Genomic DNA, 25,991 nt, shown 5'->3' on the forward strand with positions numbered 1-25,991 from the left:
CTTCGATTTAACAAAGAAACAAGTTTACCGTAAATTGGTGTTAACTTCATGTGCCTGTTGCGTGAACACCCCGTTTTTAAAAAAATTGTGTAAACTAAATAGGATAGGTCTGTAAAACGGTTAGTTAGAGGGAATAGCCCAAGGTCTTGGAAGAAGGCTCCACCTGTTTTCTATAAGCCTTTCACTGCGAGGAAAATAAATGGATTTCCCAGGCGTTGCCAAGTCACAGCTCGAAGAAAGATTAATCAGTGAGTCCTATAAAGATTTTTATTTTATCGTTCTAGCGGATTTTTTTGCCGTTATTTTATACTCCCTGATCCTCGGACCTGTCATTACAAGCCCCTGGCTGCTCTTTTCCTGGGTTTTGCTGATGATCATCGTCAATCATGGCCTGCGTGCCCTCATGGTTTTTTATTTTAACCGCGAAGTCGCCCAGTCCGGGCTGCGGAGCACCGCATTCTGGAAAACCTATTTCGTACTAAACAATACCCTGTCTGGTATTTTATGGGCCTTGGGAGGACTGCTGTTTTTGTATGTTGACGATGCACTTTACCGCATGGTGATTTTTGTTTACTTGACTGGTTTGTTAGGCGCCCCGCTGGCTAAATTACTGACTCATCTTGGTGCCTACCTTGGTTTTATGGCGCCCATCGTGATGGTTATGCTTTTTTTATCCGTTTCAGTCATTCCCAGTTTTTCCCTCATGCTCTTTTTGGCCGTTGTCCTCTACGTAGCCCTCATTGTTTTCGCCTCAACCAGCGCTAATCAGTTTTTACTGAAATCAATCTACCTTGAACTCTACAGTTCTGCGTTGTTGCTGGATTTAAAACGCAGTGAAGAAAATTTCCGTAATACCATTGAAAATGCGCCCATAGGCATGGCGCTGGTGTCACCCGAAGGACACTGTATTCACGCCAACAGGACCCTCCAGGATACCCTGGGTTACAGCGACAAGGAGTTGAAAAATAAAAACCTTCTGGATATTACCTACCAGGATGATTTAGGCATGACCAAGGAATCCATGGTTAAAATCATGAACGGCGACATGCGTATTTCCCATCTTGAAAAACGTTTTATACGTAAAGACGGCAGTGTGATTTGGGCCATGGTAAGCTTGTCGTTAATTCGCGATGACAAAGGCGAGCCCCTCAATTTTATTCTGCAGATGAAAGATGTAAGTGATCGGATTCAAAATGAAGAGAAAATGCGGCTGCTTAATGAAAAAACACTGGAAACCTTAAACGAGCTGAAGCTGCTGGAACATGACGAAAGCCTTTTAAACAAACTTAACCGCTCCCTTCAAATCTGTATTTCGGTTGAGGAAGCCTATCCTCGAATCTGTCTGGTGGCAGAGGAATTATTTCCCGAGCTAAGCGGGGGCCTGATGGTGTTTAATAAGGCAACGAATCAGCTGGAAACGGTCATTCACTGGGGCGATGAGGAGCTATTAACGAAACAGTGTTTACCGCTGGATTGTTATGTTATCCGCGAAGCAGACATTATTGAGGTGGATGAGCCTCAGAAGAGCATTCCCTGCAATCATTACATCCGCCTGCCTCAGGGAGGATCGATAGGGTTGCCATTAATTGTACAAAATGAATTAATCGGTGTGATTCACGTGTTTGCTCCGGATAAAAGAAAATTAACTCCGCATCAGCGGGATATGGCGATTTCCTTTGGTAATATTGTAAAACTGGCGTTAGCCAACATTAATTTGCGATCTTCACTCAATGAACTGTCGCTGCATGATCCGCTGACCAATTTATACAACCGCCGTTATTTAAACGATTTGCTATCCCGGGAACTGATTCGCCTTGCCCGTGAAAAAAGCACCTTGTGCGTCGCCATGCTCGACCTTGATAATTTTAAAAAATTCAATGATACCTACAGCCATCTTGCAGGAGATGAGGTATTAAAATTAACCGGGCAATTGTTAAAGAAAAATTTCCGCGACACGGACATCGCTTTTCGTTTTGGAGGTGAGGAATTTGTGGTCGCCTTACTTAACACGACACTGGTGCAAGCGGCTAAAAAACTGGATCAGTTCCGTGAGCTGTTGAAAGAAACGCCGATTGTTTATAAAAACCAGCAGTTGTCCAGCATTACCATTTCCATTGGTGTCGCGGAAGCGCCGCGGCATGGGGCGACCATTGACGAAATCATCAAAGCCGCCGATCAGGCATTGTATGAGGCGAAACAAACCGGAAAAGATCGGGTTAAACTGTATAAAAATGACATTTAACTCTTCACTCAAGATCACGAAGGGAGCGAATACGGTTGACGTGGTTTGACCGTCGCAAATTTGCTAAGCTTATTATTCTGATCGGCAACCACTTGAAGCGCAAAACAATGACACCCTTGATAAAGTGTGCTTTTGCACCTTTGCTCAGCCTGTTTATTTTTCTTCTCGGCGCTGGTTTTTTTTCAACCCTGCTGATTTTAAAAATGACCCTGGCGCAGGCTTCAACCTGGTTTATGGGGGCCGTAACCAGCGTGTTTTATATCGGTGTGGTGGCGGGTTCGCTTCGCACGGAATCGATCATTCTACGATTGGGGTATCGTTATGCCTATGGGTTTTTTGCGCTCATTCTGGCCTTGTGTTGTCTACTGCACGGATTCGTTTATGAGCCAGGCCTGTGGCTGATTTTGCGTTTTATTGCCGGCTTTGTGACGGCTGGCGTTTTTGTCGTCATTGAAAGCTGGTTGTTATCGGTGAGTTCGATCTGCAATCGTGGTCAGATCATGGCCTGGTACATGATTGCTTTTTACAGTGCCCAGAGTGTTAGCCAGTTTATTCTCTGCCTTAAAAACACCTCGCCCTTTTTTCTTTATGAACTGGCTGCGCTGCTCAGTGTGATTTCGATCAGTCCCATCGCTTTTTTAACCAGCAGTATTCCCAGGCTAACCTCGTCTTCCTCGATACCCAGGATCGTGTTGTTGAAAGCCTCCATACCGGGATTGACCGGGGCGTTGGTTTCAGGGCTGATTATGGGCGTTATCTATGGCTTGTTACCAGTTTACCTCAGCGCATTGTCAGGTGGGGTGTCCCTGGTAGCTACCTACATGTTTGCGGTAATATTTGGCGGCATGTTGTTGCAGTATCCCTTAGGAAAATGGTCTGATCAGGGTGATCGGCGTCAGGTCCTCATGCGAATTACCATACTGACTATTCTGACGCTGCTGTGTTTGACTGGCTTTAAAGGCCCATCGGGCTGGCTGTTTGGTTTTATGATGCTTTTTGGCGGCCTTACCTTTGCACTCTACCCCATCAGTGTCAGTGATGCCTGTGATGCATTAGGCCCAGAGGACATTGTGGCGGCAACGCAAACCCTGCTGCTGGCCTACAGTGTGGGAGCCATGGTGGGGCCGGTTATCGCTTCATTTTTTATGCTGGAACTGGGGAACCGCGGGCTATTCATTTACTGCATCGTGATTTGTGCAGCCACACTACCGATTTATGCAAGAAAAGAACGCCTTCAACCGGGCACGCTCATCAGGACAGGACGTCTTCCGCTTGATTTAAAGAAACCGGATTGAGCAGCCACTGAATCTGTGTATTAAGATCAATTTCTATCTGCGAAGGTTCTTCGATGTCTCGCGATTCGTAGGCATTTTCTTCAGGAAACGTACTGCTAAAGTCCCGCATTCGCTGTTGCCGCTGTTCATGCAGCCAGACAATTTGCGGTGAGAAAAGCCTCAGCATGCCCTGCACCCAGCGATCCAGCACCTGCCAGTAATCGCTGTCGTTAAGCGTCATTTTAAAGCGTTTGATAAACCCGGCGACATGACGGGCATCGTAAATGATATCGGAAGCAACCCAGCGGTTGACGGTAAACAGGCGGATGGGTTGTCCGTAACAATTCATGGCAATGGCAACCAGATGGGTCATGGGATTGTCGATGTATTTATCCCAGTCAGGCAAGGTAGTGGGTTTAATCCGTGCCGGAATGCCTTTATACCTCAGAAAACAATGGAAATGCCCATGCTCCATGCTTTCAAAATTTTCACGATGGCAGTGGTAGAAATACTGAGCTCCCGTTTGATGATCAATGCGATCGCCTTTGGGGTAATGATTCATGGAGATGTGTTTACGCTTTTTCTCAAGGGTGTAGTGAATGATATTCCTGCCCCTGGCTGTCGTCATCTGTTGCTGGGTTTCAAGCACCTGCCTTGCAGCACGCAGCAATTGGGATTGTTGAAAAGAACTTAGGCCTGGAAAAGAAAAATTCATGGGTCATGTCGTTAAAAGAGAAGAAGCACAGGGAAACAGCCGCTATGACTGTTTCCCTGACATGAATCAACTGCCGCTGCAACCGCCACAGCCTTTGCAACCGCCGCAACCTTTGCAGCCGTTACACCCTTTGCAGCCTTTACAACCATTACAACCATTACAACCCGTTACTTGAGTGCCTGCAGTATCATTAGCATAGGCAGCAGGAGCGACCGTAGCAGCAGATAACGCAGTTAATAAAGCGGCAACAGCAACCGTTGATTTTTTCATGATAAGTCTTCCTTGAAAGTAGTTAAGAACATGAAGCCACTTAAAGAGTAGCAGAAAAAAAATAAATTTTCTTTCCTCCCTCATAAAAAAATGGGCCTTTTTTAAAGAGGTTATGGACAGTGTGTTAAAAGTTAGCAAAGAGCGTTTCGAAAGAAATCAGAGGGCAGGGAAACAGAGGGTGGAATTAAGACTGGGGAGCCTGATTGGCATTGCCAGAATTCGTGGGATTCGTTGAACCGGTGTTATTGGCCGGCGTATTTTGCTGGCTGGGATTGGTTTGATTTCGTATCAGTCGTTTGCTGCTGACTGGGTTGGCTGGGATTCGCCGCATTGGCATCCGCGTATGTCTGGGTTTGTGACGCCTGGGATTGAGCGCTGGCCTCTGCATTGGCATTGGGTTGGGCAGAAACAGCGGTTGCAGCGAAAGCGGCCAATAAAGCAATTACTTTTTTCATGATCTCTCCATCGATTTTTCATTTGGGAATGCCTCTGGCCGACAGCACATCAAGAGGCAGATTCACTCTAGCGGTTATTGGCTGAATTTGACAAGAGTTTCTTTTTTATCAAGCAATTAGTTAGGTTCACACCAGTGATTTGACGGCAAGAAGGTATTGATTTTCATCTGGATAACTGGCGGTACATTGCGCCTGCCAGAGGCATTCAGCCAGTTTCTCAAGCAGCAGGTGTTCAACCACCAGCCTCTCCTGGTATTTGGTGAGTAATTGTTGATAAACCGCGACAATGCCTGCTGGACGATTCGTGGCCAATTGATCGCGAACTGCCAGATGAAGACCCATGTGCAGGAAGGGATTGGTCTGACCTAATTCGGGAAAATAAGCCTGTTCGTTTTCGGGGGTGGCATTTTCCAGCATGGGCTGGTATTCAGGATGATCGGCAATGACATTGACAATCTGCTGTTCCAGAGGCAATAAGGGTTGGGCATTGCGGTGTTTATGCCAGCTTGCATAAAACATCTGCCGGGTGTCTTTCACATTGTCGCCGTAGAACATGGTTGCCTCGCTTTGCCAAAACGTTGAGTTTACTGCATTGAATCGTTAACAACAAACGCAATCTGCTGGAATTGTTGACAATCACGCGCCGCGTGTGAGATAGTTTCCCCTGCGAGGTTGGACTTGCTATGTGTCATTCCACTGGGTCAATTGGCGACACACTGATTGGCCCTTTCTATTTCTGCGTACCCTCTTTTATTGGTATCTTTTTCTTCAATTTAGCCGAATAATGTGATTATATCGAGGTTTTCAATGGACGGAGATTCTCATGCGATTTTTTACAGGCTTTTTTAACCCGACTGTTTCTGGCCAGCAAACCGACCGGTTTGTCAAACCGGACAGTGATTTTGATTATCAATCCACTACGCATATAAAAATCGTCAATCAGCAGGTGGAGCGTTTCAGCAAGGCATTGGCCGACTTGCAGACCGTTGATGCTCATATCCTTGCCGGCACTGGGGTTGCCGTCGTTTCGTGGTTGACCTGCGGGTTTCTCCCTCTGGTAACGGTGGGAATGGTCGCCAGTACCTACGTTGGTTATTGCGCCCACTCTCGCAAAGAATATGCCAGTGATTACAAAAAAGCCCTTGAGGATTTAATTGCTGTTTATCAATGGGCGATGGGTAAAAACAGCGACAAGATGTGGTACAAGCTCGGCACCCCGGAACTTCAGAACCTCATTGTAACACTGGGTCCCTGGGTGAATACCGACACCATCCATACCTGGAGAAAGGAGGATCTGCAACCTTCAACGCTGGCTAAATTCACAACTGGCCGGCGCACTGACGTTTCGGAAGAAACCGAAAGGCAATTGCTTCGTCTTTCAGAGGGTATACACATGAATTCAGCTCAATTCCGTCTCTACGGTGAAGGGAGTGTGGATACCTTGTTGAGCAGCATCAAGGACAATGCCATGGAAAAAATAACGCAACTGACTATGGGCCCTAAACAATCCTAGATTAAAACTGGCTTCCAGCCAGTTTGAGGCTCAAACAGATCATCAGCAGGCCGCTGCACAACTCCACGCGCCGCCAGACAGCGGTGCGGGACAACACGTCGGAAAAATAATGGGTCGTGAATGTCAGTGAACTGAACCATAACAGGCTGGAAGTGGCCACTCCCAGTACAAAGGCTTTTTGATGTTCTGGGAATTGGGCGCTGTTGGTGCCGATAATGACTAGGGAATCAATAATGGCATGGGGATTAAGCAGGCTGAATCCCAAGGCGAGTAGAATAATTTGTAAGCGATTGCTGCCTTGCTGCTCGGGCAACTGCGATGTTGCCGATGGCGAATGAAAGGCATTTTTTAACGCCTGACTGCCATAATACATCAGAAAAGCCACTCCAAACCACGTCATTCCTACTTTAAATTGCGGGTGCAATTCCAGGACATGGTATAAGCCTGCTACGCTGCCGCAGACTAATATAAGGTCGCAACAGAAACACACCAGCGCAGACAGGATGGCGTGTCGACGTTGTGCGCCCTGGCGAATCAAGAACACATTTTGAGGGCCTAAGGCCATGATCAGGGAGAGACCGAGTACTAAACCATTAAAATAAACCAACATGATTATTTCCTCCTCAAATTGCGAATCCATGCATTATCCCTGAAAGCAGGCTATTATAGAAATTAATAATTTTGATTATTGATAAATTTTGCTTATGAGACTTGATCATCGTGGATTGCAGGCTTTAGATGCTGTCATTCAAACCCAGAGTTTTGCCGCCGCTGCCCAGCAATTGTTTATTACTCAACCAGCGATAAGCCAGCGCATCAAACAACTGGAAGTCATGATGGGGCAGCCGTTGCTGATTCGAACGCATCCCTACAGGGCGACTCCCCTGGGTGAAAAAATGCTGGGCTTGCTTCGCCGCATTCATCTGTTGGAAGAGCACTTTCTTCAGGAAATTGAACAGGATTTGCCTGCTCGGTTGTCGGTAGCCCTTAATCGTGACAGTTTGGAAACCTGGTTTACTCATTTACTGGCGGATTTGCGCTTTCTTGAAAAAGTGAATCTCGACATCATTACCGATGATCAGGAATTAACACTGGATTATTTTCGCAAGGGGGCGGTTTCCGCTTGTGTGTCGAGTCATGATAAAGCGTTACCCGGTTGCGAATGCGTTCTGTTAGGGCACATGGATTATTTGCTGGTCGCCTCGCCCGCGTTTATTGAACGCTACTTCGCGAATGATGCCGCAATGGAAGACAATCTCTACCACGCGCCTCTGCTGGTTTTTGACAGCCGTGATCGTCTGCACGAACGCTTTTTTACTCACTTCTTTAACAAAGCCCTGCTACCCAAGCGTTACAATATGGTCCCTTCTGTGCAGGGGTTCAGGGAGTTTGCGATCCAGGGGTATGGCTTTGGCCTTATTCCAAGCCTCGATATCACCCGCGAACTGGCACAAGGCGTTCTCAAGGAAATCTGCCCTGGCAAACGCTGGCTTATGCCGCTGTATTGGCATTACTGGCAATTGCCAGCGCTCCATTACCAGGAATTCATTGAGACAATTATCCAGGGCGCCGGCCGTTACCTCATTTGAGGCGCTAGTCAAGGCCAACCATGATTTTCCCCTCCTCGATACGGGTGGGATAAATCGTTAAAGACTTGGATGAGCTGACTTTCCCTAACAGTTTACCAATCGCGGGCGGCCAGGGAGACCAGCAGGCAACTTTGCCGCTGTCTAAATCAAATTCACTTTTATGAAAAGGACAGACAATGGTGTTTTGCTCGGTGATTGTGCCTTTCGTCAGCGGCAGTTTGAAATGTGGGCACTGCGACGACAACGCATGGACTTTGTCCTTGTGCCACAGGAACAGGATTTTGTTGCCGTCAATGTTGGCCACATGCCGTTGTTGATTCCGCAACTGCTCCAATGCGAGTGCTTCCTTCCAGATCATGATGATTCTCCCTTCAAAGAAAGCCAGCAGAATACCATCCAGGGACAAAGAAGTCAGTCAAAAAAACCATTTTGTGTAAATAAAAAGCAATTTAATGCCATTTAATAAATACTGCAGCAATCATCATTGCAAGTTCTCCACCGAGGGGTATAAAATGCTTGATTATTTTTCTTGTCTGTCGCTGTTTAAGGTAAGCATATTAAGGAGGGGGCGTGCGCTCTTTGTTGAAAAACAACGCAATTTTTGCGATTTTGTTCATGAGTGTGATTTCATTCGTCAATGCATCGTACGCTGCGAAAGCCAAGGATGAAACCTCAAAAGCAGCGGTTGAATCGGTGTCCACGCCAAACGAGGCACAATCAATCGTCCCGGAAGAAGTGAAACCGATTCCCAAACAGGACGTGACAGCAGAAACAGGAACGCAACAGGAAAAAATCGCGGAGCCCCTGATTGACGGGTATTACCCTGCTTACCCCCAAACCAAAGCGCCAGCGGATGACGTTCAGAAAAAACTAATTGAGCACGGCGAATACCTGGCTAAAATGGGCGATTGCATCGCTTGCCACACCAATGTGAAGGGGGGTACGCCTGCGTTTGCCGGGGGATTGCCGATCAATACGCCTTTTGGTACGTTTTACAGCCCCAACATTACCCCGGATAAAGAAACCGGTATTGGTAACTGGACTGAAGCCGATTTTATCCGTGCCATGAGAGAAGGTCGTGATCCCAAGGGCAGAAATTATTTCCCGGTTTTCCCCTACATTTACTTCTCAAAGACCACCGACAACGATTTACGCGCGCTTTATGCGTATTTCATGAGTCTTCCGCCAGTGAAGCAGGAAAATAAATCGCTTCCTTTCCCATTTAATGTGCCCGGAGCCCGGTTTTCATTGTGGGGATGGAATTTGCTGTTCTTCTTCCCGGAGGAAGACACCATTGACTACCAAAGTGACAAATCGCCGGCCTGGAACCGCGGCAAATACATTGTTGACAGTTTGGGGCATTGCAGTATGTGCCATACACCGCTTAACATTTTTGGCGCACCAAAGGATCGCTATTATTTAACCGGCAGCTTCATTGATGGTTACTGGGCTCCCAACATTACCAAATTCGGTTTGCGTTCAGCGAGCCGCTATGAAGTGGCGGATGTGTTCCTGAAAGGGCAGCTCATCAATCGCGCTGGCCCCGTCGCAGGCCCCATGGCCGAGGTTAATCACAACAGTTTGAGTTATCTGACCGAAGAAGATCGTCTGGCCATTGCAACCTATTTAAAGACGGTTGTCAGTGAAGAGTCTCTTGGGGTTTCACCGTCCGAGCAACAACCCACGCTGAAACGCGGTAAACAGGTTTATGTCAATGCATGCATCATTTGCCATCAGGATAATAAAATGGGCGCTCCAGTCATCGGGGATGGTGCAAACTGGTATCGTCGCCTCAAAGACAGCGGCCTCACCGGATTGTATCGCCATGCCATTAACGGGTATAACAGCATGCCGGTTAAAGGCGCCTGCGTAACCTGCAGCGACAACGACATCATGGCGGCCACGGATTATATTTTAAACAAATCGCTGTCCCGCTCCCAGTGGACGGATTTGGACAATGCCGGTTCTCAAAAATACCCGTCCAATGGCAAGGATGTCTACAATGAAAACTGCGGCATGTGCCACGACGACGGCAAACAAGGCGCGCCAAAAATTGGCGACAAAGCCATCTGGAAACCCCTGCTGCAGAAAAACATGGATGTCTTAATCAAGCAGACAGTAAGTGGTGAATACCATCCGAAAAACGGGGGCTGCAAGCATTGCACAACAGGGGAAGTGATTGAAGCAATCAAATACATGGTGAGCCAATCGAAGGAAGAGGGTAACTATTCCTTGTGGTAAAGGCGATTGTGATAAGCAGAGTCATTAACAAAAATTAATCATCAGGCTGGTTACCCAACCAGCCAATAATAATAAGGTGAGGAATGGGGATGCGAAACAGGTTTAAGGCTGGCGGATTGCTTGCCGCTGCCGGAGTCGGGCTACTGACAACTCAAACGGCCACTGCTGCAGCCGATACGTGGCAGTTAAATATGTACAAAGGGGTAACGCCTTTAAGCCATGACATGTATTTCCTGCACACGACATCGATGATTGTGTGTGCGCTGATTGGAATCGTGGTGTTTGGCGTGATGATTTATTCGCTTATTCATCATCGCAAATCCGTAGGTTACAAACCGGCAGCCTTTCATGATAACCCCCGTCTTGAAATAGTCTGGTCGGTGATTCCCTTCTTGATTCTTATCGCTTTAGCCATTCCCGCCACCACTATCCTGATGCGGCTTGAAGACAGCAGTGATTCTGACGTCACCATCAAGGTCGTTGGCTCTCAATGGAAATGGCAATACCAATACCTGGATCAGGGAATTAGTTTTTTCAGTAACCTCGCCACACCCTATGATCAAATTCAAAATAAACAGAAAAAAGGACAGTGGTATCTGCTGGAGGTGGATAAGCCGCTGGTGGTTCCTGTTAATCGTAAAATCCGATTTTTGGTGACCTCAACGGATGTGATCCATTCCTGGTGGGTGCCTGAGCTTGGTATCAAGCGCGATGCCATGCCCGGATTCATGCACGAGGCCTGGGCTCGTATCGAAAAACCAGGGGTTTATCGCGGCCAATGCACCGAATTATGCGGTATTAACCATGCGTACATGCCGATTGTAGTGCAGGCTGTGAGCGATGACGAATTCAAACAATGGGTCGATGCCCAGGTGAAAGTGGAAGACATTTACGCTGCCGGGGCAGGCAAACCCAAAGAACAGGTTAAAATGACCCGTGAAGAATTGATGACCCTGGGTAAGACCAAATACGAAGCCATCTGTGCGGCCTGCCATAAAGCAGACGGTAAGGGCTTGCCACCGATGTTCCCGCCGTTGAAGGGCAGTTCGATTGCCGTGGGTAAACCCATCAGTCGACACATTGCCCTGGTGCTGGATGGCGTTCCAGGTTCAGCCATGCAGGCTTACAAAGACCAATTGACGGATCAGGAAATCGCGGCCGTAGTAACCTATGAGCGAAATGCCTGGGAAAATAATACCAATGATGAAGTGCAGCCTGCCGATGTGGCCAAGGTACGATCCGGTGAGGTTCAGGCACCTAAAATAGTGAAAAAAGCGCAAGCTGGAGGTTTACGATGAGTCAAACATTGGCACATGAACTCGATCACCATGATGACCATGATCATGGACCAGAACAAGGGAAAGGATTTATCGGCTTCGCCAAGCGATGGTTATTTACCACCAACCACAAAGACATTGGCTCGCTTTATCTTTGGATAGCGATGTTGAGTTTCTTTTTAGCCGGTGGCATGGCATTAATCATTCGTGCGGAATTATTTCAGCCCGGCCATCGCTTTGTCGACCCCAATTTCTTTAACCAGATGACCACCATGCACGGCCTCATCATGCTCTTTGGGGTGGTAATGCCTGCGTTCACTGGCATGGCGAACTGGCAAATCCCAATGATGATTGGCGCACCAGATATGGCTCTGCCACGCTTAAATAACTGGAGCTTCTGGATACTGCCCTTTGCGTTTGCCTTGTTGTTTTCAACCATGTTCCACAGTGGCGGTGGTCCCAATTTCGGTTGGACCATGTATGCTCCCCTGTCAACCAAATATGCTCCGCCCAGCACGGATTTCATGATCTTTGCTGTGCATATGATGGGTCTGTCTTCGATTATGGGTTCTATCAACATCATTGCCACTATTCTGAACATGCGGGCCCCCGGCATGACCTTGATGAAAATGCCCATGTTCGTCTGGACCTGGCTAATTACGGCGTTTCTACTGATTGCAATCATGCCCGTTCTGGCCGGTGCTGTCACCATGATGCTGGCTGATCGTCATTTCGGTACCAGCTTTTTTGATGCGGCAGGCGGCGGTGACCCGATTTTATTCCAGCATGTTTTCTGGTTTTTTGGACATCCTGAAGTGTACGTTCTGATATTGCCAGCTTTCGGTGTCATCTCTGAAATTATTCCAACCTTCAGCCGTAAGCCATTGTTTGGTTATCATTTCATGGTGTATGCAACGGTCAGTATTGCCTTGCTTTCATTCATTGTCTGGGTACACCATATGTTCACCACCGGTGTGCCGTTGGGTGCTGAATTATTCTTTATGTATGCGACCATGCTGATTTCGGTTCCCACAGGCATTAAAGTATTTAACTGGGTCAGCACCATGTTTAAAGGGGCCATGACGTTTGAAACACCCATGCTGTTTGCCATAGCGTTTGTGTTCCTGTTCACAATCGGCGGTTTCACCGGGTTAATGCTTGCACTGGTGCCTGCGGATTATCAATACCAGGATACTTATTTTGTTGTCGCTCATTTCCATTATGTTCTTGTTCCCGGCGCCATCTTCTCCTTAATGGCAGCCACGTACTACTGGTTGCCGAAATGGACGGGCCACATGTACAACGAGTGTTTGGGTAAATGGCATTTCTGGCTGTCAGCCATTTCAGTAAATATTGCCTTTTTCCCCATGCATTTCCTGGGACTGGCGGGTATGCCAAGACGTATTCCTGACTATGCTTTGCAGTTTACCAACTTCAACATGGTATCTACCGTGGGCGCCTTCATCTTTGGTTTCTCACAGCTGTTGTTTTTATACAACGTATTCATGACGGTGAAGCGGCGCCATGAGGGCAAACGTCTGGATGCGCGGGTATGGGAAGGGGCCCATGGTTTGGAGTGGACATTGTCTTCACCGCCTCCATACCATAGTTTCACTACGCCGCCAACGGTTCCCTAGCGTGTAGTCGGGGCATTAACCGCCCCCTGTGTAAATGAACGAGCAAACAGGTAATGCAGTGAAAGGTCATCGAAGAGTTGTGTTGTTATTGTCACTCATTGTGCTTGGCATGTTTGGTTTTGGATTTGCTCTGGTGCCTATTTATAACAGTCTTTGCCAAACGTTGGGGATCAATGGCAAAACCAATAATAAGGCGGCGGCGTATAATAGCGCACAGGCATTTGTGGATAAAAACAGGGTTGTGACGGTTCAATTTGTCTCAACCAGTAACAGCAGTTTGCCTTGGGCCTTTTACCCAAAAGTAACCCGGATTAAAGTGCACCCCGGCGAAATTGCCAAACTGGCTTTTTATGCGGAGAATAAAAGCAATTTCCGGATGACTGTGCAGGCAATACCCAGTGTCACACCGGGGATTGCCGCGAAGTACTTAAAAAAGACAGAGTGTTTTTGTTTTACCCAGCAAACCTTGAATGGACACGAGGCGATGGACATGCCGTTGCTGTTTCATCTGGATAACGACTTGCCGGCGGAGATAAAAACAATCACCTTGTCTTATACATTATTCGATGTGACAAATCGTGTAATTAATTGACTCTGGATTGACAGTGGTTATCCAGGCGAATAATAAAGAGGAGAAAGAAACCCATGGGAGCGCACGGTACTTATTACGTCCCTAAGCCTAGCCATTGGCCGCTGGTCGGTTCCATTGGCCTGACCACAACACTGGTCGGCGCTGCATCATGGCTGCATGATGACTGGTATGGCCCTTACATTTTCTTTGCCGGGCTCTGCATTCTTGTAGGCATGATGGTCGGGTGGTTTGGCCAGGTCATTTATGAAAATGAAAAAGGACTTTATGACCTCCAGGTCGATCGTTCCTTCCGCTGGGGCATGTGCTGGTTCATTTTCTCAGAAGTGTGTTTCTTTGGCGCTTTTTTCGGTGCATTGTTTTTTTGCCGCTATTGGTCAGTTCCTTTGCTCGGTGGAGAAATGCATCCGATTACGCACTACACCTTGTGGTCTGACTTTGTGGCTAAATGGCCGCTTTTGCAAAATCCCAATAATCAAACCTTTGTGGGGGCTTCTGAAGCCATGGGGGCATGGGGACTTGCAGCAATTAACACTTTAATCCTGCTTACTTCCGGTGCGACCATCACCTGGGCGCATTGGGCATTGAAACTTAATAAGCGCAAACAACTGATAGCAGGCATGGTCTTAACCATTTTACTTGGTATGTTGTTCCTTGGCTTACAATCATACGAATACCATGAAGCATATACTGAAATGAATCTGACCCTGGATGCGGGGATTTACGGTACCACCTTCTTTATGCTGACTGGCTTCCATGGCTTGCACGTGACCATCGGAACCATCATGTTGATTGTTATTCTTATCCGGTGCATCAAAGGTCATTTTACTCCCGAACGGCATTTCGCGTTTGAGGCGGTGGCCTGGTACTGGCACTTTGTGGATGTGGTATGGCTTTTTCTGTTCATTTTTGTGTATTGGCTCTAGGCGGCCTGCCAGACGCGCAGCGAACTTGCTGCGCGTCTAAAGTTTGGTGTTAACCAGAAAGCCCGGTTGATAATTAATGTGAAAAATTTCAAAGGTGTAGGTAAACTGGTAATGGCTGTAGCGCGTATGGATGATCTGGGCCTCGCCACGGAAAAACTGAGAAATGAAAGCCACAGGACTCCCCTTGTCAATGTACTCTGTGGTAGTAACGACCAGTTCGTTTTCTGACAATACAACAAGACTGCATGAAACTTCCCTATTTTCAAACTTAATTGTAACTTTAACTTCATGAATGGGCTGAATTTGCATCTACATCTCCCTTCATTGTTAATTATAGGTAGAAATAGACGCAGTAATTGGTATTCGTTGGCTTATTTTCATTAATAATCGTCGCGTTCACTTTAAAGTGCGCGAAATTATACCAAAATGAAGGTGAAAGATAAATAAACAGTCAGGGCAATTTTTAGTGGTATTCGTGAGATAGTTATCAACTCGAGCTGATAGTGCATGAATAAGGGGATTCTTTTGCAGCCAGCCTATCAGCTAATCGTCTGCACATACTCCGGGATGCATTCGTAGGGCATGGGTTTTGCGAATAAAAATCCTTGATAAAAATCAATGTCATACTGTTTGATGATCTGCAGTTCTTCGTTGCATTCTATCCCTTCGCAGATCATTTTTATCCTTAGTTTTGTGGCCATTTCGCCTATTTTTTCCAGTATAATTTGCTTAAATTCATTAGTATGAATCTGATGAACCAATTCATAATCCAGTTTGATGTAGTCCGGCTGTAACTCCGTGAGTAAATTTAAGGAGCTGTAACCTGAGCCTAAATCATCAAGTGCCACGCCATACCCCTGATTTCTATAATAATCGATTATTTTTAATAAATGCTTTTTATCCTTCACTTCATCACTCTCTGTGACTTCAAATACAATCTGGGATGGGTGAAGGCCGGTCTTTTTTAATGATTGGTTCGTTGTCGTCAGGCAAAAAAGCGGATCGTATATCGCGGTTGGATTAAAGTTAATGAATAATTTCTTATCAGAAACATCAATTTTACTCATGTTTTCGATATGGCAGATGCGGGCATTTTTATCCAATAAAAAAAGTAATTCGCTGGATTTGGCAGCGCCAAACAGCTCTGCCGGGGGGACAATAGCCGTATCCCCCTGTTTTCCTCTCAGCAGGCACTCAAAACCGTAGGGTTTAAGGGTATCACTGTGCAAAATGGGTTGGCAGAAGGTAGTTAATTCCTTATTGGTGATGAGTTCCACCAGCCATTGGGACAAACACAGCCCGACCACTTTCTTTAATGAGTGCGTGTGATTCAATACCCGTTCTATGCCGCTGTCGGGAGTATCCATGGGCAGCAAAACGGCCTTGCTGTCTTCAAGCTCTGCCTGTGAAAAACAGCATTCCAGGGCATGGCCCAAGTCTTTGGCTTCTTCAGACGAAAAAAATAATTCGATAATCCCGCCGCCCCGGGTGTTAAATTCATAATGACACTGGGTCAGGTGATTGATTAATTTGGAATAACAATGGCCTCGTGGAGGTGAAATGAGTAGCTGGTAGCTTCCAGACAATTGATAAGTTGATGTTGAATCACATTTTTGACAAGGCATCGTCTTTCCCTGATTGACCATTCTTCCTCTCTTGTGAGTATAGAACTTTTTTGATGAAGACTGGGCAAAAGGCTATACAAAAACAGGGAGTACAAAGCCATGGTTCGTCAGCCGGGAAGCGTAAATACCGGCAATGAGGCCATCACTACCCCAACATATGCTGTAAAACAGCCTGTAACTCATGATCTGAATTGTAATGAATCACCAATGATCCTTTTCCGGACTTACCCTGTTTGAGTTTTACTTTGGCTTTCAGCCGCTGTGACAGGTGGTGTAACTGATTTTTCACCTCGGGATGGACGTCAATGGCTACGGCTGACGGTTGAGGTTTTCCTTCCTTGATCCGTTTGACCAGTTGTTCTGTTTCACGAACGGATAAATTTTTAGCCACGATGAGCTGGGCTGCCTGATTTTGCTGCTCATCCGTAAGAATCAGCAGGGCGCGTGCATGCCCCATGTCCAAATCGCCATGCTCCAGTAAACGCTTCACTTCATCCGATAAGGTTAGAAGGCGAAGAAAATTGCTGACGGCGGTTCTTGATTTAGCAAGTAAATCAGCGACTTGTTGATGCGTCAGAGCAAATTCGTCGGTCAGACGGTGCATGGCTCTTGCTTGATCGAGTGCATTTAAATCTTCGCGTTGCAGGTTTTCGATAAGGGCAATGGCCATGGCTGTTTCATCATCAACCGTACGGACAATGACCGGCACCTCGGTTAATCCTGCCAGTTGTGCGGCTCGCCAGCGACGCTCACCGGCAATGATCTCATAACACTGGTTGTTGAGGGGTCTCACAATTAACGGCTGCAGCAGTCCCTGCTGGCGGATTGACTCGGCCAATTCAGCGAGTGTGTCCTCAGAAAAATCAGTACGTGGCTGATACTTGCCCGGCTTCAGGCAGGACGGTGACAGGAATAAAGGCGAATCGGCGTTCTTAGTCTCAGACCCCGCTGTCTGTCCTAAAAGTACCGATAAATTTCGACCTAAACCACCACGTTTAACTGCCATAATGCACCTCTGATTTAACCGGTTACTGTCTGCTTGCTGATGACTTCTGAAGCTAAAACCATGTAGGCTGCAGCGCCAGGCGACGATTTGTCGTATTGCAGGGCGGGCATACCATGGCTTGGCGCTTCAGCAAGACGCACATTGCGCGGTATAACCGTACGGTAGACTTTGTTACCAAAGTGCTCCAGTAATTGCTTGGATACTTCGGCACACAGACGATTGCGCGCATCATACATAGTCCGAAGCAGACCTTCAATGTGCAGGCGGGGATTAACTGCCGCTTTAATCTGTTCAATGGTTGACATGAGTGCGGCCAGACCCTCCAGCGCATAATACTCACATTGCATGGGAATCAGCACCGAATCTGCAGCCACCAGCGCATTGATGGTCAACGTGTTGAGGGCCGGAGGACAGTCAATCAAAATAAAATCATAATTGCTTAATACCGGCTGCAGGGCTTTGAAAAGAAATGTTTCACGATGATTTCTTTCCATGAGGCTGACCTCTGCCACTGTCAAATCCCCATTGGCGGGGATTAAATCGTATCCGTAGACTGTTTTTAAACAGGCCTGCTCAGCCAGGCAATCTCTAAGAATCACATCGTTGCTGCTATGAACCAGTTCATTCTTGTTAACGCCTGAGCCCATGGTGGCATTGCCCTGGGGATCGAGATCAATAAGCAGTACCGCCTGGCGGTTCGCTGCGATGGACGCCGACAAATTGATGGCGGTCGTCGTTTTTCCTACGCCACCTTTCTGGTTAGCAATGGCAATGACTTTCGCCATGGTGTGGTATTCCTTGATTAGTGATTATTGATAACGACTGCGCATCGTTCCCCGTCAAGACCGGGAACTGTGTAAGGATGGACCTGGTATGGGAACTCAATCATGGCCAATTCAGTCTCAGGGTAACGGCCCTTCATTGCGAGCCAGAGACCGTCTTTTTCCACCAGATGCTTAGTCCAGCCAATCATTTGCGCCAAATCGCTAAATGCCCGACTTATTACTGTATCAAAAGCAGGGGAAGGGTGGTAGTTTTCTGCTCGGGATTGTACGATTTCAATGTTATGGAGTTGCAATTGCCGTTTGACTTCCTCAAGAAAACGGGTTTTTTTGCCATTGCTGTCGAGCAAAACGAGGCTTAAATCAGGTCGGGCAATGGCCAGCGGGATTCCTGGCAAGCCCGGTCCAGTGCCCACATCAATCAGGGATTGGCCGCGCAGAAAAGGCAAAATGGCCAGACTGTCCAGCGCATGGCGGGTAACCATGGCCGGCACATCGCGGATGGCTGTCAAATTGTAAACGTGATTCCATTTTTCCAGCAATACCAGGTAAGCCAGCAGGGGTTCACTGAAATCAGGCAATCCCAGTTGTTCTAGCCCCTGGCGCAGAAGAGGGGCCGGTGGTCTTAGTGCTTTCATGCGGGTGTCCGTTGTTTTTTAAGGTGAATTAACAGCAGCGACAACGCGGCAGGCGTCACGCCGGAAATACGCCCGGCCTGTGCCAGAGTGACGGGTTTAATGCGCGTTAATTTTTGCATGACTTCCGTCGATAATCCGGTCACCTGATTGTAATCGATGTCGGTCGGTAACTGGGTATTATCATGTTTGCGCAGACGTTCAATTTCCAGTTGCTGACGTTCAATGTAGCCTGCGTACTTGCTTTGAATGTCAACCTGTTCGGATACCTCTGCCGACAAAACAGGCAGATTCAAGGCAGCAATGCCCTGCAATTGGTGATAAGTGATTTCCGGTCGCTTCAACAATTCGGCGGCACGGCAATCCTGCTGCAAGGGTTTTTCAAGCAGTGGCTGAAGCAGGTCATTGTGACTGACGCGAATGAGTGTGCCTTTCAATGCGGCCTGCGCCCGTTCAATGGCTTCGCGCTTCTCACAAAACGCTTGCCAGCGGTGTTGAGACACCATGCCCAATTGATACGCTTTTTCGGTCAGGCGTAAATCGGCATTGTCTTCACGCAGCAACAGACGGTATTCCGCGCGGGACGTGAACATGCGATACGGTTCCTGAGTACCGCAGGTAATCAGATCATCGATAAGGACGCCAATATAAGCCTCATCACGGCGGGGACACCACAATTCTTTCTCCTGAACCTGCAATGCCGCATTCATGCCGGCAATGATGCCTTGTGCTGCGGCTTCTTCATAGCCGGTGGTGCCGTTAATCTGACCGGCGAAAAACAGGTTGGCGATGGGTTTAGTCTGCAGATAGGGGGTTAAACCGCGCGGGTCAAAATAATCGTATTCAATGGCATAACCCGGGCGGGTGATGTGGGCATTTTCAAAGCCTTTAATAGTACGGACGAAAGCGACCTGCACCTCAAAAGGCAGGCTGGTCGAAATGCCGTTGGGGTAAATCTCATCGCTGGTCAGTCCTTCCGGTTCAACAAAAATCTGATGGGAGGATTTGTCGGCAAAACGCACGACTTTGTCTTCAATGGAAGGGCAGTAACGCGGGCCTACGCCTTCAATGACCCCGGCATACATGGGCGATTGATGCAGGTTGGCCTGGATAATTTCATGGGTCTTTGCGGTGGTATGGGTAATGTAACAGGGCAATTGCTGAGGGTGCATGCCGGCATGACCAAGGAACGAGAAGACAGGGACCGGCGTGTCGCCAGGCTGTTCTTCCATCTGGGAGTAATCAAGCGAACGGCTGTCGATGCGCGGCGGTGTGCCGGTTTTCAAGCGGCCGACGGGTAAATCCAGTTCGCGTAACCGCTGGGCCAGGGCAATGGCTGGCGGATCCCCTGCGCGGCCGCCGGCATAATGATTCATGCCGACATGAATCTTCCCGCCTAGAAACGTGCCGACAGTCAGTACCACGGCTTTGGCACGCAGGGTTAAACCCAATTGGGTGACTACCCCGGTGACGCGTCCCTGTTCAATGATCAAATCATCCACGGCTTGCTGAAAAAGAGTGAGGTTCGCTTGCCGTTGCAGACGTTGGCGTATGGCTTGACGGTAAAGCACGCGATCCGCCTGAACACGGGTTGCCCGAACAGCCGGGCCCTTGGATGCATTCAAGGTGCGAAATTGAATCCCCGCCTCATCGGCGGCTAAGGCCATGACACCGTCCATCGCGTCAATTTCCTTAACCAGATGGCCTTTGCCAATGCCGCCGATGGCCGGATTACAGGACATCTGCCCCAGTAAATCCATGTTATGGGTCAAAAGCAGGGTCTCACACCCCAGGCGGGCCGCTGCCATAGCGGCTTCAGTGCCGGCATGGCCGCCGCCGATAACAATCACATCATAGTGTTTATCAAGATTCATGGTCGCAAGGAAATTGAACAACAAATTGTGCAATTATACACTTTTTTATCATCATACCCAACTTCCTTATTGGGTAAGATGAGGTGGAGATGATTAAATGGTCATTAAATCCTGCGTGGGTGAGTCAGGGTCGAGCTTCGATGTGTTAGTAGCATCAAGCAACGCTGATTTCTCCTCTTCCACCGCCTCAGGATGGCTGAAAAAGCCGCGGGCATTTGCTGTTTTTGGTTTACTGAAGGGGTTGACCGGTTCCTTCAGGAAGCTCCAAAAGTCCTTATCCTGATCTCCTAAAACGGCTTTCTCAGCCGGTTCAGGCTTAAACTGATTAATCAGCAGATAAGACAATCCCGCCAGCAACAGGCCCGCCGCCAGAACGGCGATGGCGATGGGCAGAGGCATGAACGTGAAGCTTGCGAAAATCAATGTCGGTATACAGGCATCGACAAAAATGGAGTGCACCAGTTTCACGCTTTGGAAGCGAGCCGTCCGGTTCTGATAATCAACATCCGCCTCGAGATCGCGAAGAACCAGATAGTGAACCCGTAAATTATTGCACAATTCATCGAGTTCCTTGTCGTCAACATCAAGTAAATGCGCAGATTTTTCATCGTAATCTTTTTTCAGACGCTTAAATTCTTCAAACGATTCATTGTATTGCTTTTTAATCTGCTCCGCTGTTCCTTTGGTTTTGGCAATCTCAATGCCGCTGGAGACTGCGGAATAGGCTACCGTCAAGGCAAAGCACAAAGCGGCTCCGACCGCGGAGAGAATCATTAAGGTAGGCGCCGCCACCACCAGTCCCGGAAAGGCAACACAGCAAAAGAAAGCAGTAAATACGACCATTAACCCGGCAGCATAGGCAATGTCGGTGAGGGTACCGTATTTTTTATATTTCCAGTCAAACTCCGCCTGGACGATTGCTTTTTCAAGTTCGGCAATCCGTGCGTCATTTCCGGGCGTTAATTTAAGTTGCTCAATGGTGTCATTAAGCATGGCGAGATGCTTTTTGTGACCGGCTTCCTCTTCAAAATAACGGATCACCGTGAGGACTAAATCCATAGCCAGCAGGGCGGCAGTGGCTACATTACCCCCCCAACCCATAAAGCCGGGTCCTTTTAACCAGAAGAAACACACCAGATTGGCCGTTGCCCAGATGGAATCATTCAGCAAAGCGTATTTACGCTCTTTGAATTCGCCTGTAAACCGTTGCCAGGGGGTGCTGAACCTGGCGTCTTCCTTCTCTTCTTTAGTCATCCACGGACCAACAAAGGTGTGTTTCAATACCAAGGTCATGTTGAGAGCAAAGCGGGCATAGTAGAGCAGCCAACTCATGTAGCCGGTAAAGGGTGATGGGTAGGAGACCGCGGCCTGCGTTTGTTGTTTGTTGAAGAAATCATCCGACAACAAGTCAAGCACGCTGGCGAGCATGCCGCCTCCCCATACCCAATACAGGCGACGCTCGTTAATGGCTCGCATCTGTTTTTTGATGTAGGCAGATACCCCACTTCTGAATTCGCCATGCCCTACTTTCTTAGCCTCAATGCCTTCGAGAGCGGTAAAGGCTTCTCTTTCTGCCATGTATTTTTGCTTTTTGTCTTCTTGCAGTTCTTCGATTTCCTTACTGTCCAGGTCCTCTTCAATATCTTTTAGACCATAGAGTTCCTGGAGGCGTTCGGCAAGCCAATAGCCGACGAGTCTGCCGCTGAATTTGAGGTATTTCTCGCTATACCCCTGTTCAACCTGATGCTGTTGCTCAAGCGGGTCGTGTTTTGTCTCAGAAAGCGTTGTTAAGTGATCAATAAAACCTGCGCATACATCCATGGACTCTTTGTATCCTCGCAGTTTATATTGTCTGCCCTGCACGGAATCGAGTTGATATTGGGCATAAAGCAAAAAATAAATCAGCCTCAGTTTGTCGAGTTGAACCTTTTTTTGGGTCTTGTTGAGATATTTAAAGCTGGCCGAATTAATAGTGGCCAGTTCGGTAAGGTAGAACGGTAAAAGCGCAGGAACGTAATCCTGTAATTTTTTTAATTCTTCACGAGTCAGAAGGTTAACTTGAGTGCGGAATTTATAAAAATCACCGGCGGCGGCAATGCCTGACTGGCTTAATAAGGCCTGGGGGGTTAATAACAGTTCGTTAGATTTTGCACTCATGTATCACCTCATAATCAGAAGACTGGTGATTAAAAAACACAATTAATCGCGCAATCTGTACTATTTTATAACATAGCAGATGTTTGGTGCACAAGCTGTGAGTATGAAATTTACACTGTTGAAAAATTATTTACTGTAAAACGCGGTTAAATTACTAAGAATCAACCAATTTGCGCTGATAAATGTCATCGAAGCGTTCGATGTCGTCTTCGCCGAGGTAATGGCCGCTTTGCACTTCAATGACAAAAAGCGGTTGTTTTCCGGGGTTTGACAGTCGATGGCGGGTCTTGGGTGGGATGTAGGTGGATTGATTGGCCTCCAGGTGCATGATTTTTTCATCATTTACAACCTCAGCCTCACCGCCAACCACGACCCAGTGTTCAGCGCGATGCTGGTGTTTCTGCAGGGAGAGGCGGGCGCCTGGTTTAACCATCAGGCGTTTGACCTTAAACGCAGGGCCCTCCGCTAAAATTTCATAATAGCCCCAGGGACGCATGACGCGCTGGTGATCATCCACCAGCTGCTGATTGTCGCCAGTGAGGGAGCTCACCAGATCCTTCACCTGTTGCGAATAACTCTTGTCAGCGACCAGTACGGCATCGGGCGTGGCGACAATGATCTGGTTTTTAATGCCCAAGGTTGTGATCAAGGCACTGCTGCTGCTGATGAGGGAATTGTGGCTTTCTTTGGCAATGACGTTGCCGTGCAGGACATTGCCCTGCTCATCCAGGGTATTGGCTTCAGCGACCGACGTCCAGCAGCCCAGGTCACTCCACTGAATGTCGACAGGAATAACCACCGCCTTGTCGGTTTTTTCCATGACCGCGTAATCGATGGAATCACTGCGGCATTGAGAAAATGACTCGTCATCCAGGCGAATAAAATCCTGGTGATGATGGCCTTTGCTCAAGGCCTGCTGGCTTTGGCGGGCAATATCCGGCGCATGCCGTTCAATTTCATCAAGGTACACGCCGGCGCGGCAGACAAACATGCCGCTGTTCCAGTAATAATGCCCCTGCTCCACAAAGGAGGCGGCCAGAGCGGCATCCGGTTTCTCTCGGAAGCATTGCAATGCGAAAATACCTGGTGCCAATTCATTGCCGGCTTCAATATAGCCATAGCCGGTTTTAGGGCTGTCAGGGCGGATACCAAAGGTAATGATAACGTCTTCTTCCGCGGCATACTGACAACCCTGAGCCATGGCTTTTTGCCAGGCTGAGGAGTCGGCTATCCAGTGGTCGGAAGGCAAAACCAGCATCAACGCTTCACTACCGGCCTGATTGACCAGATGACGGGCGGCGACGGTAATGGCGGGTGCGGTATTACGGGCGCAGGGCTCAAGCAGGTAGGTCAATTGCGGCGTTTCAGCCAATTGCAATTGCTCCAGCTGCTCCTGGCAAAGAAAATAATGCGCGTCATTGCTGACCACCAGAATCTGCTCGCAGGCAAGGCTTGCTACCCGCTTCATGGTTTCCTGCAGTAAGGAGTGTTGCCCCTGCAGACATAAAAACTGTTTGGGAAAGTTTTTACGGGATAAGGGCCACAAGCGGGTACCCGACCCTCCGGCCAGGATAACAGGAAACAGTGCTGACATCTTCATCCAATGGACAGGCAAATTGTGCGATTTTAGCAGTATCCGGCTGAAATTGGCAATCACCGGTCATCGGGGATTTAAGGACTGGTTTGTCTCAGATTGTGCTATAATGGCCGCCCTTGTTGGTTTTTTTACGGGTAATCATGAAAAAGGCCATTGTTTTATTGTCCGGCGGCTTGGATTCCACCACTTGCCTTGCTATCGCCAAATCGCAGGGTTACGCTTGTTATGCCCTGAGTTTTGATTATGGTCAGCGTCATACTGCCGAGCTTGAGGCAGCCAGGCGCGTAGCCCGCCAGTTAGGGGTCATCGAGCATCGCGTGTTTACTCTGGATATCGGTCAATTCAGAGGGTCTGCTTTAACGGACGCGTCGGTGGCTGTGCCGGATTATCGCGGTGACGGCAAAATCCCGGTTACTTATGTGCCGGCACGCAACACCATTTTTTTATCGGTAGCCTTGGGGTTTGCCGAAACACTTGAGGCGTTTGATCTGTTCATCGGTGTCAGCCAGATTGACTATTCCGGTTATCCCGATTGCCGGCCGCAATACATTGCCGCTTTTGAAACCATGGCCAATCTCGCCACCAAAGCCGGAATAGAGGGTCGTAAAACGGTGATTCATACCCCTTTAATTGCCTGGAGCAAAGCGGAAACGATTCGCCAGGGCGTAGCCTGTGGCGCCGATTACAGTCTGACCGTATCCTGTTATCAGGCGACCCCTGAAGGATTGGCCTGCGGCCGTTGCGACAGTTGCACCTACCGCAGGAAAGGCTTTCATGAAGCAGGCATCGTCGACCCTACACCTTACGTAACTACTTGATAAAAGTAAAAAATTGCTCCTTTACAGAAACGTTACAACATACTGCACATTTTTGTTTCATGCCTGCGTGAATGCTGCTATGATGGCTCCCGCTTTGAGCCAAAATAATAAAGGAGTAATCAATGTTAAAGTGGTTAAAAAATAACTGGAAATTAGTCACAGCGGTTTTACTCGCCTTACTGGTTGGTGCTGCTCTCACCGCGCTGTTTATTTTCGTTCCGCCTGTGGCTGCCGCTATAACCGGTTTCCTCGCTGTTAAGGCGCCTGCGATTGGTGCAGCGATCACGGTAATGTCACCTGTAGCGGGTGCTTTTGTTGTGGGTGCATTAGGTAGTGCCGCTACTCTGGCCTTTACCCTCATATGGAACCTGGGTGTTAAATTAACCAATTCGCTGGATGCCTGGATTAATCCCCCAGGCAAAGATAAAAAACCGGCCTTCAGTCCATTGGTTGAGGATGAAGAATCAGACAATGAGTCGCAAAATTCTCCAAAAGCGCCCCAAAAAGGATTGTCTTCTCCAAATCCTATGGCAAAGTTAGGTGGAAACCCCTCTAAAACATCGCGTATTACCTTTGACGAGGACGAAGACGATCTGGAAGAGATGAACAAAGAAGAGAAAAAAGAAGAGAAGGACGTTGAAAAAGTGAAGGCAACGACTAGCGAGCCTATCGTCTCTGAACATGAAAGCCCGAATCCAAACGGGGCAACCGTTTTCTCCTCGTAATCGTTCAATCGCTTCTGTTAACGCGGCGTAAGCCGCGTTTTTTT

At 48.0% G+C, this 25,991-nt stretch carries 25 protein-coding genes; 12 read left to right on the top strand and 13 right to left on the bottom strand.

All coding sequences use genetic code 11. The annotated features are described in order from the left end of the window. Positions 1 to 199 precede the first annotated feature (199 nt). Positions 200 to 2,242, top strand: coding sequence for a sensor domain-containing diguanylate cyclase (locus tag GH742_RS00420; RefSeq protein WP_203455662.1), 2,043 nt, complete (start codon positions 200 to 202; stop codon positions 2,240 to 2,242). Between the two features lie 107 nt (positions 2,243 to 2,349). Continuing rightward, on the top strand, positions 2,350 to 3,537 hold the full coding sequence (locus GH742_RS00425; RefSeq protein WP_203455663.1) for an MFS transporter: 1,188 nt from the start codon (positions 2,350 to 2,352) through the stop codon (positions 3,535 to 3,537). Here GH742_RS00425 and GH742_RS00430 read toward each other — a convergent pair. Further along, positions 3,494 to 4,231 (bottom strand): hypothetical protein, encoded by a 738-nt coding sequence (locus GH742_RS00430; protein WP_203455664.1) that lies wholly within the window; start codon positions 4,229 to 4,231, stop codon positions 3,494 to 3,496. The genes GH742_RS00425 and GH742_RS00430 overlap by 44 nt on opposite strands. On the opposite strand from GH742_RS00430, the gene GH742_RS00435 reads away from it, so the two are divergent. Next, positions 4,230 to 4,406 carry a hypothetical protein gene (locus GH742_RS00435; RefSeq protein ID WP_203455665.1) on the top strand — a complete coding sequence of 59 codons (177 nt, stop codon included), beginning with the start codon at positions 4,230 to 4,232 and terminating at the stop codon, positions 4,404 to 4,406. The genes GH742_RS00430 and GH742_RS00435 overlap by 2 nt on opposite strands. Before the next feature lie 337 nt (positions 4,407 to 4,743). Here the strand turns inward: GH742_RS00435 and GH742_RS00440 are convergent, their stop codons facing one another. Both GH742_RS00440 and GH742_RS00445 read right to left on the bottom strand, forming a co-directional pair. After that, positions 4,744 to 4,956 carry a hypothetical protein gene (locus GH742_RS00440; protein ID WP_203455666.1) on the bottom strand — a complete coding sequence of 71 codons (213 nt, stop codon included), beginning with the start codon at positions 4,954 to 4,956 and terminating at the stop codon, positions 4,744 to 4,746. Positions 4,957 to 5,082: 126 nt separating this feature from the next. Beyond that, positions 5,083 to 5,511, bottom strand: coding sequence for a DUF1841 family protein (locus GH742_RS00445; protein WP_203455667.1), 429 nt, complete (start codon positions 5,509 to 5,511; stop codon positions 5,083 to 5,085). Between the two features lie 268 nt (positions 5,512 to 5,779). Between GH742_RS00445 and GH742_RS00450 the strand changes: the two genes are divergently transcribed. After that, the gene (locus GH742_RS00450; protein ID WP_203455668.1) at positions 5,780 to 6,469 is read left to right on the top strand and encodes a hypothetical protein; all 690 of its coding nucleotides are present in this window, start codon (positions 5,780 to 5,782) and stop codon (positions 6,467 to 6,469) included. Between the two features lies 1 nt (position 6,470). On the opposite strand, the gene GH742_RS00455 is transcribed toward GH742_RS00450, so the two are convergent. Continuing rightward, positions 6,471 to 7,079, bottom strand: coding sequence for a LysE/ArgO family amino acid transporter (locus GH742_RS00455; protein WP_203456789.1), 609 nt, complete (start codon positions 7,077 to 7,079; stop codon positions 6,471 to 6,473). Positions 7,080 to 7,173: 94 nt separating this feature from the next. Between GH742_RS00455 and GH742_RS00460 the strand changes: the two genes are divergently transcribed. After that, positions 7,174 to 8,058, top strand: a complete 885-nt coding sequence (locus GH742_RS00460) for an ArgP/LysG family DNA-binding transcriptional regulator (protein WP_203455669.1) — start codon at positions 7,174 to 7,176, stop codon at positions 8,056 to 8,058. 4 nt (positions 8,059 to 8,062) lie between these two features. On the opposite strand, the gene GH742_RS00465 is transcribed toward GH742_RS00460, so the two are convergent. Continuing rightward, entirely contained in the window at positions 8,063 to 8,416 is a 354-nt protein-coding gene (locus GH742_RS00465; protein WP_203455670.1) for a Rieske (2Fe-2S) protein, read from the bottom strand. Positions 8,417 to 8,628: 212 nt separating this feature from the next. Here GH742_RS00465 and GH742_RS00470 point away from each other — a divergent pair, with 212 nt between their 5' ends. The 5 genes from GH742_RS00470 to GH742_RS00490 all read left to right on the top strand — a co-directional run bounded on the left by GH742_RS00470 (position 8,629) and on the right by GH742_RS00490 (position 14,728). Further along, entirely contained in the window at positions 8,629 to 10,299 is a 1,671-nt protein-coding gene (locus tag GH742_RS00470; RefSeq protein ID WP_239005232.1) for a c-type cytochrome, read from the top strand. Positions 10,300 to 10,388: 89 nt separating this feature from the next. Further along, on the top strand, positions 10,389 to 11,597 hold the full coding sequence (gene coxB, locus GH742_RS00475) for a cytochrome c oxidase subunit II (protein ID WP_203455671.1): 1,209 nt from the start codon (positions 10,389 to 10,391) through the stop codon (positions 11,595 to 11,597). Beyond that, complete coding sequence (gene ctaD, locus GH742_RS00480) at positions 11,594 to 13,213, top strand: cytochrome c oxidase subunit I (RefSeq protein ID WP_108291208.1); 1,620 nt, start codon at positions 11,594 to 11,596, stop codon at positions 13,211 to 13,213. Before coxB ends, ctaD begins: the two co-directional genes overlap by 4 nt. A gap of 34 nt (positions 13,214 to 13,247) precedes the next feature. Then, on the top strand, positions 13,248 to 13,805 hold the full coding sequence (locus tag GH742_RS00485; protein WP_203455672.1) for a cytochrome c oxidase assembly protein: 558 nt from the start codon (positions 13,248 to 13,250) through the stop codon (positions 13,803 to 13,805). 53 nt (positions 13,806 to 13,858) lie between these two features. Next, positions 13,859 to 14,728, top strand: a complete 870-nt coding sequence (locus tag GH742_RS00490) for a cytochrome c oxidase subunit 3 (RefSeq protein ID WP_203455673.1) — start codon at positions 13,859 to 13,861, stop codon at positions 14,726 to 14,728. Between the two features lie 36 nt (positions 14,729 to 14,764). Here GH742_RS00490 and GH742_RS00495 read toward each other — a convergent pair whose 3' ends face one another. The 8 genes from GH742_RS00495 to GH742_RS00530 form a co-directional block, all read right to left on the bottom strand. Further along, on the bottom strand, positions 14,765 to 14,959 hold the full coding sequence (locus GH742_RS00495) for a hypothetical protein (protein ID WP_239005233.1): 195 nt from the start codon (positions 14,957 to 14,959) through the stop codon (positions 14,765 to 14,767). 308 nt (positions 14,960 to 15,267) lie between these two features. Then, positions 15,268 to 16,353, bottom strand: coding sequence for an EAL domain-containing protein (locus GH742_RS00500; protein WP_203455675.1), 1,086 nt, complete (start codon positions 16,351 to 16,353; stop codon positions 15,268 to 15,270). A gap of 145 nt (positions 16,354 to 16,498) precedes the next feature. Beyond that, positions 16,499 to 17,359 (bottom strand): ParB/RepB/Spo0J family partition protein, encoded by an 861-nt coding sequence (locus tag GH742_RS00505; RefSeq protein WP_203455676.1) that lies wholly within the window; start codon positions 17,357 to 17,359, stop codon positions 16,499 to 16,501. 14 nt (positions 17,360 to 17,373) lie between these two features. Beyond that, positions 17,374 to 18,144, bottom strand: coding sequence for a ParA family protein (locus GH742_RS00510; protein ID WP_203455677.1), 771 nt, complete (start codon positions 18,142 to 18,144; stop codon positions 17,374 to 17,376). Between the two features lie 17 nt (positions 18,145 to 18,161). Next, positions 18,162 to 18,779, bottom strand: a complete 618-nt coding sequence (rsmG, locus tag GH742_RS00515) for a 16S rRNA (guanine(527)-N(7))-methyltransferase RsmG (RefSeq protein WP_203455678.1) — start codon at positions 18,777 to 18,779, stop codon at positions 18,162 to 18,164. Then, positions 18,776 to 20,650, bottom strand: a complete 1,875-nt coding sequence (gene mnmG / locus GH742_RS00520) for a tRNA uridine-5-carboxymethylaminomethyl(34) synthesis enzyme MnmG (protein ID WP_203455679.1) — start codon at positions 20,648 to 20,650, stop codon at positions 18,776 to 18,778. The genes rsmG and mnmG overlap by 4 nt, the downstream gene beginning before the upstream one ends. A gap of 93 nt (positions 20,651 to 20,743) precedes the next feature. Further along, positions 20,744 to 22,807: a hypothetical protein gene (locus GH742_RS00525; RefSeq protein WP_203455680.1), complete on the bottom strand. Its 2,064-nt coding sequence runs from the start codon at positions 22,805 to 22,807 to the stop codon at positions 20,744 to 20,746. 154 nt (positions 22,808 to 22,961) lie between these two features. Then, positions 22,962 to 24,401, bottom strand: coding sequence for a mannose-1-phosphate guanylyltransferase/mannose-6-phosphate isomerase (locus tag GH742_RS00530; protein ID WP_239005234.1), 1,440 nt, complete (start codon positions 24,399 to 24,401; stop codon positions 22,962 to 22,964). 143 nt (positions 24,402 to 24,544) lie between these two features. On the opposite strand from GH742_RS00530, the gene queC reads away from it, so the two are divergent. After that, on the top strand, positions 24,545 to 25,222 hold the full coding sequence (queC, locus tag GH742_RS00535; protein WP_203455682.1) for a 7-cyano-7-deazaguanine synthase QueC: 678 nt from the start codon (positions 24,545 to 24,547) through the stop codon (positions 25,220 to 25,222). Positions 25,223 to 25,344: 122 nt separating this feature from the next. Beyond that, positions 25,345 to 25,947, top strand: a complete 603-nt coding sequence (locus GH742_RS00540; protein WP_203455683.1) for a hypothetical protein — start codon at positions 25,345 to 25,347, stop codon at positions 25,945 to 25,947. Positions 25,948 to 25,991 lie beyond the last annotated feature (44 nt).

This window comes from Legionella sp. MW5194, assembly GCF_016864235.1.
Taxonomy (GTDB): Bacteria; Pseudomonadota; Gammaproteobacteria; order Legionellales; family Legionellaceae; genus Legionella_C.

What these genes read in the sequence shown, in the direction of transcription:
- GH742_RS00500 (WP_203455675.1), bottom strand. Translation starts at nt 16,353, where the DNA reads ATGCCTTGTCAAAAATGTGATTCAACATCAACTTATCAATTGTCTGGA.
- coxB (WP_203455671.1), top strand. Translation starts at nt 10,389, where the DNA reads ATGCGAAACAGGTTTAAGGCTGGCGGATTGCTTGCCGCTGCCGGAGTC.
- GH742_RS00425 (WP_203455663.1), top strand. Translation starts at nt 2,350, where the DNA reads ATGACACCCTTGATAAAGTGTGCTTTTGCACCTTTGCTCAGCCTGTTT.
- ctaD (WP_108291208.1), top strand. Translation starts at nt 11,594, where the DNA reads ATGAGTCAAACATTGGCACATGAACTCGATCACCATGATGACCATGAT.
- GH742_RS00530 (WP_239005234.1), bottom strand. Translation starts at nt 24,401, where the DNA reads ATGTCAGCACTGTTTCCTGTTATCCTGGCCGGAGGGTCGGGTACCCGC.
- rsmG (WP_203455678.1), bottom strand. Translation starts at nt 18,779, where the DNA reads ATGAAAGCACTAAGACCACCGGCCCCTCTTCTGCGCCAGGGGCTAGAA.
- GH742_RS00505 (WP_203455676.1), bottom strand. Translation starts at nt 17,359, where the DNA reads ATGGCAGTTAAACGTGGTGGTTTAGGTCGAAATTTATCGGTACTTTTA.
- GH742_RS00465 (WP_203455670.1), bottom strand. Translation starts at nt 8,416, where the DNA reads ATGATCTGGAAGGAAGCACTCGCATTGGAGCAGTTGCGGAATCAACAA.
- GH742_RS00440 (WP_203455666.1), bottom strand. Translation starts at nt 4,956, where the DNA reads ATGAAAAAAGTAATTGCTTTATTGGCCGCTTTCGCTGCAACCGCTGTT.
- GH742_RS00460 (WP_203455669.1), top strand. Translation starts at nt 7,174, where the DNA reads ATGAGACTTGATCATCGTGGATTGCAGGCTTTAGATGCTGTCATTCAA.
- GH742_RS00490 (WP_203455673.1), top strand. Translation starts at nt 13,859, where the DNA reads ATGGGAGCGCACGGTACTTATTACGTCCCTAAGCCTAGCCATTGGCCG.
- GH742_RS00525 (WP_203455680.1), bottom strand. Translation starts at nt 22,807, where the DNA reads ATGAGTGCAAAATCTAACGAACTGTTATTAACCCCCCAGGCCTTATTA.
- GH742_RS00485 (WP_203455672.1), top strand. Translation starts at nt 13,248, where the DNA reads ATGAACGAGCAAACAGGTAATGCAGTGAAAGGTCATCGAAGAGTTGTG.
- GH742_RS00510 (WP_203455677.1), bottom strand. Translation starts at nt 18,144, where the DNA reads ATGGCGAAAGTCATTGCCATTGCTAACCAGAAAGGTGGCGTAGGAAAA.
- GH742_RS00435 (WP_203455665.1), top strand. Translation starts at nt 4,230, where the DNA reads ATGGGTCATGTCGTTAAAAGAGAAGAAGCACAGGGAAACAGCCGCTAT.
- GH742_RS00450 (WP_203455668.1), top strand. Translation starts at nt 5,780, where the DNA reads ATGCGATTTTTTACAGGCTTTTTTAACCCGACTGTTTCTGGCCAGCAA.
- GH742_RS00430 (WP_203455664.1), bottom strand. Translation starts at nt 4,231, where the DNA reads ATGAATTTTTCTTTTCCAGGCCTAAGTTCTTTTCAACAATCCCAATTG.
- GH742_RS00455 (WP_203456789.1), bottom strand. Translation starts at nt 7,079, where the DNA reads ATGTTGGTTTATTTTAATGGTTTAGTACTCGGTCTCTCCCTGATCATG.
- GH742_RS00420 (WP_203455662.1), top strand. Translation starts at nt 200, where the DNA reads ATGGATTTCCCAGGCGTTGCCAAGTCACAGCTCGAAGAAAGATTAATC.
- GH742_RS00445 (WP_203455667.1), bottom strand. Translation starts at nt 5,511, where the DNA reads ATGTTCTACGGCGACAATGTGAAAGACACCCGGCAGATGTTTTATGCA.
- mnmG (WP_203455679.1), bottom strand. Translation starts at nt 20,650, where the DNA reads ATGAATCTTGATAAACACTATGATGTGATTGTTATCGGCGGCGGCCAT.
- queC (WP_203455682.1), top strand. Translation starts at nt 24,545, where the DNA reads ATGAAAAAGGCCATTGTTTTATTGTCCGGCGGCTTGGATTCCACCACT.
- GH742_RS00540 (WP_203455683.1), top strand. Translation starts at nt 25,345, where the DNA reads ATGTTAAAGTGGTTAAAAAATAACTGGAAATTAGTCACAGCGGTTTTA.